Genomic DNA, 13,106 nt, shown 5'->3' with positions numbered 1-13,106 from the left:
TGATCTGACAAGGTTCTTTCGCCACATCCGAGAAGCTGCGGAGCAGTTGAGTTGGGCCGAGAGGTGGCGACTCATCTTGAGCAAGGTTTTCGTCCGGTTCCTTGGGGGGAGACCTCTCAAACCTCCCCCGATGGCAAGGTCACTACCAGTCAACTGCCGGATTTAGGATAACCAGCTTTGGCGGGGTTGGCCTGCCGGGTTTCATCTCTATTCCCTGCTTCTGCATGGGGCGACGACGCTTTTGCTCTTGATGTGGTTGCGGCGTTTGCTGCCCGGAATCGACGTGCGTGCGGCGGGTTTGGCGGCAGCCTTGTTTGCTGTGCATCCGGTTCACGCCGAAGCCGTCGGCTGGATCCTGGCCACAATGCATCTTCAGGCAACCCTGTTGATCCTGGCAACCTGTCTGGTGCATGACCGGTATCTGCGCACGGGTCAGCCGGCCTTTTTGCTTGTGGCGGCCATGTTGTTTGGAGGGGCCATTTTTACCGCTGAAACCGGGGTGGTATTCCCTTTTTTTGTTCTCATGCAGGATCGTCTGCGCCTGGGCCGTTGGCGCTTCATGGCGTTCTCGGCCTATGGGGCGGTTCTGGTGGTCTATCTGGTGGCGCGGAAAATCCTGTTGGGGGTGTCACTGCCCCTGACGTGGGATCTGGCCACTGCGGGGGCGCGACTTCCCGGTTTCCTGGTGGAGTATCTGCGACACCTGCTGTTGCCCTGGCCGCAACCCTTGTATCTGGCCATGCCGGATACCGGTTTTTTTCATCTGCAATCCTTGCCGGTTGCCATGTTCCTGGTTGCTGCATGGGCCATTCCGCTCGTGCGGATGCGTCCTGTGCCTGTCGTGCCGCTCCTGGCCCTGGTCTGGCTGGGTGTTTTTTTGGCCCCGCCCCTGGCTGCCGTCTTCAATCCGTCGCCACTGTTGGCCATGCGGTATGTGTATCTGCCCTCTGTAGGCTTGTCGATCCTGCTGGCCTGGTGGCTGGATCGATTGCCGGGCAAGGGGTGGCCGCACCTGATCCTGCCCTTGCTGCTGTTCCTGCCCGTGACGTTCATGGCCCATGGTCATTGGCAGAATGATGGAGAGGTTTATGCGCGCATCGTGCAGTGGAATCCGAACCATCATGCCGGATACCTGGGCATGGCCAGGTATGCCGAGCGCTCAGGCAACCCGGAGCGTGCCAGCCACTTGTATCGACAGGCGTTGACCAGGGCCACGGGGAAGGCACGGTTGACCGTTCTGGAACCTTTGGCGTTGCTGCTCGGACAAACCGGCGACCATGCGGCGAGTCTGGCCATGTTTCGCGAACTGACCACCCTGGCCCCGGAGCGTTCCAGTGCCTGGGTTGGCGTGGGGAACAATTTATGGTTCATGAAGCAGCCGGAACAAGCGGCTGCGGCCTATGCCGAGGCTGTGCGTATGGATCCGCGCAACCGGGAAGCTTGCCACAACCTGCGCATGGCCTTGACAGCCACCGGACGGCTGCGGGATGTGCCCAGGGTTTGTTTTTCGGGTCCCTGATATTTCGCAATCGATCAAACTGAAAGGACGGGATCCATCTTACCCTGTTTCAATATTTTTTTTAATATTTTCTTGGCTATTTTCAGGGCGTTCACCGCAATATTTTTTTCAACATCAACGACAAAGCCATGAACAAATCTGTCTCTTATATATAACATTTTCCTGAGAAAAACAATTTCGTCATCGTTTACCAGATCAAACTCTCTTGCGTTTCTGACAATGTCTCCTGGAGGTACAGGTTTGACAGCTTCATCACTTTTTCTTGTAAAATTCCTGACACAGACTTCTATTGCCAACCACGACATGAAGATTGAATTGTCAATATGTCCAGTCTTGATGAGGTTCTCTGCATTTTTTATGGTTACATGGATATTGTCGATGGCATCCTTGAAAGGTTCTTCACGCGGTGTTTTCGGGATTAATTTCAGTTCGAATTTATAGCCACATTTTTCTGCAATCTCACGCATGTTTGAGATTCTTGTATCGTGAGGCTTTTCTTTTGACTTGACCTCGACAATTGTGATATCGCCGTCTTTTTCAGCAACAAAATCTGGAAAGTATCCAAGCTTTTGGCTGAAATCATCGATATCCAGAATACGGTAACCTTTTTTTTCATAATGCAAGATTAATTCGCTGACGTATTCATCATGCTTTCTTATAACGCATGTCATGTCCATAAATCTAGCACTCATGATAACCACCAGTCCAATTCACGGGTCTCAGTTACGTCGAACGGGTAAACCGCAACCAGAACGACTTCGCCTGCATGGTCATATTCAGGATTGCCTTCAAATTTTTTTATTTGTGGTGGTACGCACAGCCCATCTCTGTTTAAGTCTATCTTTGATATATGAATATGGCGAACCTGACTATCATTGATAATCACTTTGTCGCGAATGGCATCAAGAAGTGGTTTGATAATATTATCGAGGTCTGGATGATCTATTGCATCTGGCTGTGAACTGAACCATGCAATTTTTACAGTAAGAAACTTGTCGGTTGGAATGTACATCCTTCTGTTTGTCCGGTTGGAAACTTCGTGTTCGACGGCTTCTTTTGCTCGTTCACGCCATTTGCAGTAGGCAGAAGTCTTCCCTTTTGATTTCTTACCTTGGGACTCCTTGCCTTGGAATGAACACGGACGACCTACAAGAACGTACTCAAACGGGAACTCTAACTCAAGCGGCTGCTTTTGTCGAGCCATGGATCCAATCTTCCATATCCTGGAAATTTATGTGAGACCAGCCATCTGACTTGTGAATGAGTGTTGCAAGCTTGAAATTTTATGAACAGATTCGACAGGTCACTTGTTTGCCCGTTATTTCAATCCGATTTTCCATAGGACTGGACCTGGAAATCCTTCATGCCTGCATCCTTGAGTTCCCTGCGGACATTGTCGGCCAGGGCCTGGGAGGCATAAGGCCCGGATATGGCGCAATAGAGAGTACCGGTGGGTTTGCTGACAACCCGCTGATAGACAGGATACCCCCTTGAAGAGACTGGCTGTATAACTTCAAGGCTATTTTTTTCCTGGGAAAAGCATCCCAGACTCAGATAATATCCCTTGAGAGTATGCCTGGGTGGGGGGGAGTATGCGTTTGCATCCGGGGGTTTTTCTTCAGCCGGCTTCCATGTTGCTGCTGTTCTTGTTGCGGGAGCAGCAGCCGTTGCTGCTGCTGGTTCGGGATTTTCTGTTTGTTTCTGAGGAGTCACAGAAGTTTCGGGTCGAGGGGGAGGAGGGGGAATGGCGAGAGTGTTTCCACTCTGGGAAGCGACCGTTTCCACATTCCGGGGGGCAGGTGCGATTGGAGTCTTTTCTGACAGGGATGTCAGGGTGTTGCTCAGGGGTGCCATGCTGGAGCGGGACCATTTGGCCAGCCGTTCCCGCCAACTGGCCATGTTTTCCACCTGGGTGAAGATATGCCCCAGGACATCTGAGAGCAATCGCTCCAGTTCCAGGATATTATCCGGGGATCCCTGATTCTTGATCTCTTCCTGGAGTTCCAGCCACCATTTTTCCTGGAGTTTTGGATCCTTGTCAAAAATGGCGTGACCGATATCCTGGGCTTTCTGGATCCACAGGCGACCATCATCCACCAGGCCATGTTTGGTGAGCATGGAGCCGATGGTATAGTCCAGGCGGGCCTGTTTGAAACTGCCCCGGCCAAACTGCCGGATGATAACGGATTCCAACTGGGTAAAAGTGGCGAGGGCTTCCGGGGCGTGGCGTTCGCCGATATGAACGACCGCCATGCTGGACAACAGGCGCGCCTTGGGCAGGAGATCCCCGCCATACTCCTGGGGAATCAGGCTCAATCCGGCAATGAAGGCCTCCAGGCCGGCGGCCCCATTGCCCCCCTGGGAGAGTGACCAGCCACGGAGCTGGTGGATCTGGACCAGTTCAGGAATATGCAAGGGTTTTAATTTTTGGTAGGTTGCCAGGAGTGGTCCGGATTCTTCGCGTACCTGTTCGAAATAACCTTGGCGAACCAGCAAGATCAGGTATTGCAGGCGGGTGTTCAAAACCTCCGGGTGTTGTTCGCCCAGGTATTGGGCCAGCTCGGGGATGGCCACCATCAACAGTTGACTGGCGCGGGAGAGACGGGCCGGCTGGTCCGCCAGCGAGAGGGCAACGCCGACCCGGGTGCGTGCCAGACCCAGGCGCAACTCCTGTTCCTGGGCGGGGGTGAAGGCCTCTTTGGTACGGTTGAGTGTGATCAACTGGTTGAATTGGCGGGATGCCAGCTCGTACCGTCCATAGGCCAGGTCGATTCTGGCCATGCGCGCAGTCAGCCGCATCAGGGGAATGCTGTTGATCGTGGCGGATTTGCCGGAAATTTGATTGATGGCCATTTGGAGGATGGGTTCGGCCTTGGCGTGGCGTCCCTGTTCCAGAAAAAGATCCACCAGGGTCATCACGGGTTCCAGCATGGCATCCACACCGGCTGTTGGATCCAGGGCCATTTGATTGACCTTGAGCCAAACCTGTCGTTCCAGCGCCTGTTCTTCCTGTCTGGTCAGGGTATGCGGTCCGGCATGGCCGGGGACCACCAGCAGAAACAGGGAGAAAACCTGGAGGAGAGCAACAACAAAAACAGCCTGCATGGGCATGTAGTTCCTGGTCAGGTCTGCAGTTGCCGTTTGTGGAATGATCCGATCAGACCATACAAACGGCGTCCTTCTTCGCGGGATATCTGCTGGCGTTCCACGGCATCCAGAATGCGGCCCAGGCCGATTTCCATATCCAGACGAGTCTGGATTGGGGGCAGTTCAAACTGAAGGAGTTCCTCTCTCATGGAGCCTGTGCCGGATTGGGCAGGCTCCATGGGAGGTGTCACGACCTTTTCGTCCCCATTCTGGATTGAGTCGGAATCCTCGCCAGCGCAATTCTGTTTTACTGTATTTGGTACATTTCTGGAAGTGTTCAGTCGTGATGGCAGGTCGGGCAGGGGGGAACGCTTTCTGTGCAGAAAGGCGTCCCCTGCCCGGGCAACCCAGACGGGCGACACGTTGCGGCGCCTGATCTGTTTGCGTCGGTTGTTGTGGAATGCCCCTCTTTCCAGGGGCTTGGGGCACTGTTCCATGGCCGGTTTATCCCTGATGCAACTCACGCATGGAAGGTTTTTTGCCAAGTCCCGAAAAATAATCCTGTAATACGGAGCGGAAGGCACCCCCTTCCTGGAACACAGGTACCGGTGCTGGCGGGATGGCAACCCCGGGTTGGGTCTCCATCTCTACCCTGGTGCGGGCAGGTGGTGATCGGAGGGGTTTGACTTCTGGGTCTGGTTCATCCTGGGGGAATGGCAGGGATTCCACGAGGTCATGTCCCTGGGGCGGGCCAAAAAACAGGGCGATTTTTTCCAGAGCGCTGCCCAGACCGGCAATTTCGGGCACGCTTTCCCAGCCGGAGGCCTGTAATCTGCTGAAGGTGTCTCCCATGATTTTCAGGGTTTCCAGGGTGCGTGGATCGCCAAGATCCCCACCGGTCGCTGTCAATGTTTCCACGGCGGAGGTCACCAGATGAGTCAGGGCGCGTGTCTCAACCCGATTTTCCGAGTTCAGTCTGGTCAGAACCGTTTTCAGGACGCCGATCAGCAAATCCTTGGAGGTTTCGGCGCTGGATCTGTCTGGGGTCGGCATATCCACTGGGTCGGTTTCCGGGGCAGGTCCACTGGTGTTGAAATGTTCAACATGTTCGCCAGAATCCTGGTCCATTGTTTCGGGACCGGCTTTGGGATCGGTCTGGTCTGGGCGCGACATGGAGGGGATGGCCGGTTTTCTGGGATTGGACCCGTGATCGGTCCGCTCTGGACGCGACATGGAGGGGATGGCCAGTTTTCTGAGACCGGCTTCGGGATCGCTCTGGTCTGGACGGGACATGGAGGGGATGGCCAGTTTTCTGAGACCGGCTTCGGGATCGCTCTGGTCTGGACGAGGCATGGAGGAAATGGCCGGTTTTCTGAAACCGGCTTCGGGATCGGTCTGGTCTGGACGGGGCATGGAGGGGATGGCCGGTTTTCTGGGATCGAACCCGGGATTGATCTGGTTTGGGCGCGGCATGGAGGGGATGGCCGGTTTTCCAGGATTCGATCCGGGCTCGGTCCGGGCCGGGCGTGGCATGGAAGGGATGGTCGGCCTGCCGAGGTCAGCCCCTGGTTCGGCCTGCATCGGGGGAGTCATGGTCGGTAGCGATGCCTTGAGATCGGGTTTGGGGCCTTTTCCCCGCAACCGCAGCCCGTTGACTTCCACAGGTGAATCCGGCAACGGAATGCTCATGCCCCGATCCACACTACCCTTTTTGGGTTCGGGAGGAAGGTTCCAGTGGGTCCGATTGGAGCGTCGCACCGGACCGGGTTCTGCCGCGGTCTCTTCGCCGGGATCCAGAAAGAGTGCATCGGCTTGCGTGTTGCGACGCTGGATATTTTTCTGGGAATCCAATAGTGAGGGAAAGGTGGCACTGCTGCGGACCGCCCGGGGGGAAGAGGATGGGGCGCTCCTGGTGGCCTGGGCCGGACCCGGCATGTCGGCAGCGGGCATCTCTTTGGGGCGATGCCGGGTGGCCTGGGCCAGACCAGGTATGTCGGCAGCGGGTATTTCTTTGGGAGGATGCCGGGTGGCCTGGGTCAGGCCAGGCATGTTGGCAACGGGCATCTCATCGGGGGGATGCCGGGTGGCCTGGGTCATGCCCGGCATGTCGGCAACAGGCATTTCCCTGGTGGATTCATGCAGTGCAAAACTTTCCTGAATCAGGCGGGAAATGGCCGCATTGAAATGATCTTCCTGTTTTTGAATGACCCGGCTCATGGTGTCCAGGTCCACTTTTTGGCCTACCGCCTGGCCCACTTCGCCCAGGTATTGGGTCAGGAGGGTCGCAAATTTTGTAAACCATTGCCGGCTTTGTGTCAGCGCCCAATTTTCCACGGCACCAATCAAAACCTGGATCGACTCGTGACTCTGGCCCGCATGGGGTGATGAGCCTGGCTGTTTATTGGGATTGGACGCATGCGCATTCATAGTCGTACCTGTTTATTGTGTCCTTGACCGTTTGCCGGACGGTCTCATGGCATCAGGATGATCAAGACAACGACCTGGCCGGTGGCGCAAGACACCATGCAATACCGACACCAGATTTTTGCAGATGTATTCTGAGAGTGCGGCGCGAAGGTTGCCTGAAAACGGGTCTGTTGCCATAAAAATGCCTGCAACATGCGTCGGCTGGCAGTTTCAGTTGATCGGAACCTGGTGTTGGGAGAGAATTTCCTGCATGACCAGGAGTCCAAACCTCGAGGTGTCCGATTCGATGGTCACCATGACATTTTTTCCCTGGATGCGTACCACCCGACATTGGAAGCCGGCATCTTCGAGAAAGCGCATGAAACGGAACGTTCCCTGCATTCCCTCTCTTAGACCTGCGCCAGATCCGACAAGTTTCATCTTGACACCCACGATGCTGATATCTTCCGTGGTGCCCCGGAAGGAAACCCCTTGCCGGGTGATGAATTCAGCCATGGTCTTCAACAGGGATCTTTCCGCTTCCCGTCGGGAGGTGAATTTTTTTGGGGCGAGACCCTGTGCTGGAGTTTGGATGATTGTCAGCTCCATGTTTTCCATGAGGCTGGGTTTATCCTGTTCTGTCTGCAAGGTGCCAAACCTGGCTGGTTTGGTTCCCTTGTTTTGACTGCGAATTGCGAGAGCCCAGTTTTCCTTGCCGGGGAGATTGTCAATCTCTCCCAGGATATTTATTTCTTCTTTCCTGGTTGCCAACGGGATGGGCGTATCCATCCGGGATGGATGGAGCAACATTTCTTCCTGCCTGGTTTGTTCGTCCAGGATCAGAGGCAACACGGATTCCCGGCCGGATGTACTCAAGCCGGATCTGGGCATGCCGGGGCGAATGATGGGATGACTGATGGCGATTTTAGCATCCATTAATTGGTTGCGCAGTTGATGGGTACGACTGACCATCTGGTTGAGTTGGGCGAGAATATCGTTGCTTTGGTCCACAACGTCACGGTGCAGGTATGTCCGGGAGGTTTCCTGGATTTTCTGGATTTCATCGGCGACCAGTTGATAGATTTTATCGCCGTCCACCAGTTTCCAATTGTGATAATCGACATCACCACTGGCCAGACTCATTTTGATTTTGATCAGCAGGCGATTGACATCGGTACACGTCTCCTCGATTTCCTGGCAAAACTGTCTTTTTTTCAGGTTCAGGGTTTCAATTTCGTCAAGGCGTTCCAGGGCGTCTTCCACTTGTGCCGAGATGACCTTGAACTGTTCCAGCAATGAAAAATTGTGCGGGCTTTCATAATACAAAAGAGATCCGAGGCTCGAATTGTTTTCGTACAGCAGCATTTCGTCTGCCACGTCGTGGGCATCCTTGCCAAGGCCCCGAATCATTCTTGCTTCTTCTTCGATTTCCTTGATCACTTTTTCATAGTGAAGTATGGATAACTTCCAAGATTTTGCCCAATCTTCGTCAAAACTGCCAAGCTTGTCGCGGACTTTATTGATCTTGTCAGTCCTGAAAAGCGGAATTCTTGTCAATATGTTTTCAATATCAACAATGCTGTTCTTCTCGGCGGACTTCATCCTGTTTTTTTCTGTTCTTCCTCTGTTGGATATGCAAAAATCATAAAGAAACTTGCGACGGGACCAGGGGAATAAATGGTTTTCATGAATGAAGGATACCATGAACAACAGGTGCGTTCCCCGCCACAAGGGACAGTAAATATAATATATCAAAAAATAGACAATGTTTTTTTGCAGAATTAATATATACGGATCATTTTGCATATCATGCTGGCACCCGTCGTTCAACCGGAGGATCATGCAACGCCATGCATGCCTGAATCCGGGTTTGCCGCATGCGCTACAGGGTTGTTTGTTTCCGGAATATTTGGCGGGAATATTGGATCCTTGACGATGTTCTTTGCGTTTGCGTCTGGCCTGTGGATCGAGTTCCCTGAAGGCATTGTTGAGGGTCATTTCAAAATCCTTTTGAAGTCTGGATTTTGATTCTTTGATTCCTTTTTCCCTGGTGACGATTTTATTGCACAGGGAACCGCCGCAGGATTGTTTCAGGGACAGTTCAAATCGTTCCTGCCCTTGTTTCATGCCATTTGTCAGGCGGTTTCCCAATTGCACCAGGGAGAGTTTGTTCAATTTATTGTCCCAGTACAGTCCTGGGTACAGGATGCCGAGAAACTGGCCATTATATTTTTCCAGATTATGTTCGATGCGATCCAGGGCACGATCCCAGGCCTGGAATCCGTAGCAGATTTCCTTGCGTATGGTCGAGCGGAACAGGCGGCGGAGCCAGATGAGCCACTTGATCCATAAGCTCGTTTTGCACCCGCTGAATTGCAGTTCACTGTCCATTTTGTACAGCCACAGGAACAGGGCGTCGCGCATCAATATTTCGGAGGGACGTGGCAACCAGCTCAGGAGGGCAAACCAGACCTCTTTTTTTTCGAAGAATTCCCTGACCCTGCCGAGGAATTCATCGTTCCATACCGAAACAAGGTTGGCTTTGTTTTCTGTCACCTTTTCATCTTTTTTGGCAATCCTGATGGTATAGCGGGTAAACAACAGGAGTTCGCCGAGATCCAGGGAAATGGAAAAGAGGAGGATGCCCATCAGGAGAATACCGGCCTGGGTGGCACCGTATTCATCCGAGAGAAAGCGGTTCAGGGCGGTGATATCCTTGTGGGTGGCGACGGGGATGACCCCTTTTTTCAGGGCTTCGATACCCTCGATGGCCGGGGCATCCACGGTGGCGGAAATGGTGTATTCGACCGGGCGGGTATTGCCGTATTTATCGACCTGGCGCAGGACAGTCACATGCTGGTGGATCAGCCTGTTCAAATCCGTGGCCACATCATCGTAGACCCGTTTGTTTTCCTCGAATGCGGATGTTATCTTTTGCATCAAGACGTTGATATCGTAGTATTCGAGAGTCATGAAGCGACGCAACTCAAACCATGAGCGATCTTTTGGCTTCATGATTTCATCGAGTTTTTGCAAATTCTGGTGGATTTCCTGGTTTGTCTTGTTGAAATGTTGAGAATAGCGGGTGGCCAGTTCGCGTATTTTTTCTTCGATGCTTTTATTGAAGTTCAATCCGGATCCCAGAAGAATGGCGTTGACCTGGCGCGAGTTTTCCGTATTGGCATACACCCGTGGCAGATCGACCGTTCCTTCGGTATAGCCGCCAAAAACCACAAAATGTTTGGCCCAGTAACGCGGACCTTTGCGGGGATCCTGACTGGAGGCAATTCCCAGGAGTTCATCTTCGGGCAGTCTGGTGAATGTATGGACGGCCTGGTTGACGGTCAGGTTCAGGGCCATTTTCAGGCCATGCAGCGTTTGTGGATTGTCTGGATTGGCTGTGCGTTCGTTCCCCAGAACCTGTTCCACCCGGCCACGAATATCGATCCATTGTTTTTGCAGTTCGCCCTGTTTGGAAACCAGGGAGACAATGCCGTCATAATTGGTATAGATGGAAAACAGGGTGAGTCCTGTGGCCAGGATGATCCAGCGGGGATTGGTGGCGACGGCATGGAAGAGACCTTTCCAGAGGCGTCCTTTTTCGGCCAGCCCCTGGAAAAGACGTCCCTTGAAGTCGAGAATGGCCAATGAGAGGGAGATGCCCACGGCCAGGCTGACGATGTAGCGGGCTGTTTCTCCTGACAGGCCCTGAAAAAGAGTGCCAAACATTTTTTCTGTGATGGGCAGTTGCAAAAGTTCGTTGACTCCGCGAAACGTGGTCAACGTGGAGAGGAGGAAGAGCAGGATGGAGATGAAAGGCTTGGTGCCGATGATCAGCCAGCGCACGGTGGCCGTGACACGGCGTCCAAATGAGGGGTGTCGGCCACCGGAAAATTTCCAGATTTCCCGGGGAGTGGGGATGGGATGCATGTTCATGCGTTCACGTTTGGCAAACGCCTTGGTCATGTTGTCCAGCAGGACCCCTTTGGCAGACTCCATGTTGAGATGAAAGATCATCCGGGTCAGTTTGAGAAACGGATTGTCTTCGATACTCTCCTCATCTCCGGTGTTGATGGCTTTCTGGAAGGTTTGGAAGCGATCCAGGATAGGGGTTTGAATCTTGTTTGATTGGGCGGGGTCTGCGGCGGCAAGCAGGGCTTTTTCCTGGGCCAGGTTGTCCTGCAACAGGGAGATGGCCCGCAGGGTATCTGACCACAGATCCTGGGCATGGAGAAAAAATTCCTGGTAACTTTCCTGGCAGAGGATCTGGTCTCTGTTATAGATCGGCAAGAGACACACCGGGGCTTCTGTATTGGCATCTGCCGACAACAGATTAACCACCGTTTGGCCGTAGACGGCCAACGGTTTGGGATCCCGCTTTTCTTTTACTGTCTCTTCAAGAACGTTTTCAGACGTTTCCAATTTGCCGAGAACCCCGATCTCTCAGACAGTTTGCGTTTCCTGTTCGCTTTTCTGGGGCAGTTGCATCACGCAACTTTGCCCGTTGTGCGGATCGGCGGCAACGGTCACCACTTCGTGGGAAAGCCCGTAGCTGACCATGTAGGGCAGTTTCAGGGTGCCATGGGGATGCGCAATCCGGAACACGCCCCGGCGCAGGTTTTGTTTCCAGCGGATGTGGTGACACACCATGCAGCCGGCTCCGACGGTAAACCGCAGGGTGACCCGGCGTTTGATTTCGCTGCCCACCTTGATTCCCCAGCGTTTTGAGACGGCCAGGGAGGCCTTGTTTTGGACAATTTTCCAGAGGTCGGCACTGAATCCCCCTTCCACTTCATGGTTTCTGGACAGGTCCAGTTCCACCTTGGCCGACCGGCTGAATTCATGTTCGCTGACCATGTTGTGCGAGCCTTGGCGATTGTCCAGGGGAATTTCTTCGGTGGCCAGCAGGAGTTGTTCTTCCCCTTCCTCGTCAATCAGGATTTCGCAGTTGACCAGGAGGTCACCTTTGCCTGGTTGCAAACCTTGTTGACCGGGTGTCGAGGTGCCCGGGTGTTGTGGGTGACGGCTCTGGAAGGCGAGCATGCCCAACCCGAGTCCCATGCTGGCCCCAAGCCAGATTGGCAGCAGAAAAAACATGGCAGACTCCTTGAATATCTTCCTGGCTGACCAGGATTGCGGTTCAACAGTTTTCCCGGCTGGCCAGGAGTGCTGTTGCCTGCCAGGGTGCCTCATTCTGGCGCTTGCCGGAGTCGCAAACTCACCTGGCGGTGATGAATTGGCGATCCATTTACCTGGCGTTGACGGATTCTCCAGGTTCAGCCATGAAGAGGTGGAATTCCACCCGCCGGAGCATTTCCGGCTGGGTCTCCTTGACCCCCATGGCCTCGATGCGAAACAGACCATGTCCATCACTTCCCAATAAATTGAAGAGTTTGGCATGGGTTCGGATCATGGCCTGGAAGGCAACGGACGCCCGGCCAAAGGCCAGGGTCATGTTGGTTGCCCGGCGGGCCTGATCCCCTGCGTGATTGGATTTGCCGACGATGGATATTCCCCTGAGCTTGATTGGACTGGGCTCGCCCGCACACGCTGCCAGTGTATCATTACCGCTGGCAAAACAGGGAAGAACTTCTGCAAAGGCCTCCATGGCGGATTTGATTTTATCCTGTTTGCGGGTTTCCAGGGTCGAGGATGCCAGGGAAAACTGGAACAGCTCGGGAAGAAAAATCATGCCTGCATGGCGGTCTGATTCAAAAGCCAGATTTTTTTCCTGAAGGCTTTTTTCGAGGCGTTCCATCAGGTCGTTACGGGCCTTTGCGACTTGATCCTGGCTGGCCATATTTCCCTTGGTGGAATGTTCTCCCGCATTTTTGGCCGCACTTCCTTTGTCGGGAGTTTCTCCGGCAATTTTGGTTGCACTTCCCTTGTCGGGAGTTTCTCCCGCATTTTTGGCCGCACTTCCTGTGCTGGAATTTTCAGTGGGAGCGGGGGGACTTTTTTCCGGGGAAATTGCCATGGGGCGCGGCTGGGGTGTGGCTGTTTTTTCGTTGTCCACGGTTGGCATGGTTTGACTGGTTGCCGGTGTTGTGGATATGCCACTGTCAACGGTGGGGGTGGGCGGCGTGGCGGGTGG

General features: G+C 53.7%; 9 protein-coding genes. 1 reads left to right on the top strand and 8 read right to left on the bottom strand.

The annotated features are described in order from the left end of the window. The first annotated feature begins 241 nt into the window (after window positions 1–241). Window positions 242–1,519, top strand: a complete 1,278-nt coding sequence (locus HQL65_17670; GenBank protein ID MBF0138063.1) for a tetratricopeptide repeat protein — start codon at window positions 242–244, stop codon at window positions 1,517–1,519. A 14-nt stretch (window positions 1,520–1,533) separates the two neighbouring features. On the opposite strand, the gene HQL65_17665 is transcribed toward HQL65_17670, so the two are convergent. From HQL65_17665 to HQL65_17630, 8 genes are all read right to left on the bottom strand, one after another. Next, a complete protein-coding gene (locus HQL65_17665; protein MBF0138062.1) occupies window positions 1,534–2,211 on the bottom strand; it encodes a hypothetical protein in 678 nt (225 codons plus the stop codon). Further along, window positions 2,208–2,723 carry a RusA family crossover junction endodeoxyribonuclease gene (locus HQL65_17660; protein MBF0138061.1) on the bottom strand — a complete coding sequence of 172 codons (516 nt, stop codon included), beginning with the start codon at window positions 2,721–2,723 and terminating at the stop codon, window positions 2,208–2,210. The genes HQL65_17665 and HQL65_17660 overlap by 4 nt, the downstream gene beginning before the upstream one ends. A gap of 119 nt (window positions 2,724–2,842) precedes the next feature. Further along, window positions 2,843–4,624 (bottom strand): SPOR domain-containing protein, encoded by a 1,782-nt coding sequence (locus HQL65_17655; GenBank protein ID MBF0138060.1) that lies wholly within the window; start codon window positions 4,622–4,624, stop codon window positions 2,843–2,845. 17 nt (window positions 4,625–4,641) lie between these two features. Continuing rightward, window positions 4,642–5,103 (bottom strand): hypothetical protein, encoded by a 462-nt coding sequence (locus tag HQL65_17650; protein ID MBF0138059.1) that lies wholly within the window; start codon window positions 5,101–5,103, stop codon window positions 4,642–4,644. A 7-nt stretch (window positions 5,104–5,110) separates the two neighbouring features. Further along, a complete protein-coding gene (locus HQL65_17645) occupies window positions 5,111–7,033 on the bottom strand; it encodes a hypothetical protein (GenBank protein MBF0138058.1) in 1,923 nt (640 codons plus the stop codon). A 210-nt stretch (window positions 7,034–7,243) separates the two neighbouring features. Further along, window positions 7,244–11,434 carry a PilZ domain-containing protein gene (locus tag HQL65_17640; GenBank protein ID MBF0138057.1) on the bottom strand — a complete coding sequence of 1,397 codons (4,191 nt, stop codon included), beginning with the start codon at window positions 11,432–11,434 and terminating at the stop codon, window positions 7,244–7,246. Between the two features lie 21 nt (window positions 11,435–11,455). After that, window positions 11,456–12,109, bottom strand: a complete 654-nt coding sequence (locus tag HQL65_17635) for a hypothetical protein (protein ID MBF0138056.1) — start codon at window positions 12,107–12,109, stop codon at window positions 11,456–11,458. Window positions 12,110–12,260: 151 nt separating this feature from the next. Next, on the bottom strand, window positions 12,261–13,106 hold an 846-nt coding region (locus tag HQL65_17630; GenBank protein ID MBF0138055.1), incomplete at its 5' end, for a hypothetical protein.

The organism is Magnetococcales bacterium, from assembly GCA_015228935.1.
Taxonomy (GTDB): domain Bacteria; phylum Pseudomonadota; class Magnetococcia; order Magnetococcales; family DC0425bin3; genus HA3dbin3.
This window is presented reverse-complemented; position numbering and strand designations above follow the sequence as displayed.

Bases quoted from the DNA above. Each gene is read 5' to 3' on its own strand.
- HQL65_17665 (MBF0138062.1), bottom strand. From the start codon at position 2,211: ATGAGTGCTAGATTTATGGACATGACATGCGTTATAAGAAAGCATGAT.
- HQL65_17660 (MBF0138061.1), bottom strand. From the start codon at position 2,723: ATGGCTCGACAAAAGCAGCCGCTTGAGTTAGAGTTCCCGTTTGAGTAC.
- HQL65_17655 (MBF0138060.1), bottom strand. From the start codon at position 4,624: ATGCAGGCTGTTTTTGTTGTTGCTCTCCTCCAGGTTTTCTCCCTGTTT.
- HQL65_17650 (MBF0138059.1), bottom strand. From the start codon at position 5,103: ATGGAACAGTGCCCCAAGCCCCTGGAAAGAGGGGCATTCCACAACAAC.
- HQL65_17645 (MBF0138058.1), bottom strand. From the start codon at position 7,033: ATGAATGCGCATGCGTCCAATCCCAATAAACAGCCAGGCTCATCACCC.
- HQL65_17635 (MBF0138056.1), bottom strand. From the start codon at position 12,109: ATGTTTTTTCTGCTGCCAATCTGGCTTGGGGCCAGCATGGGACTCGGG.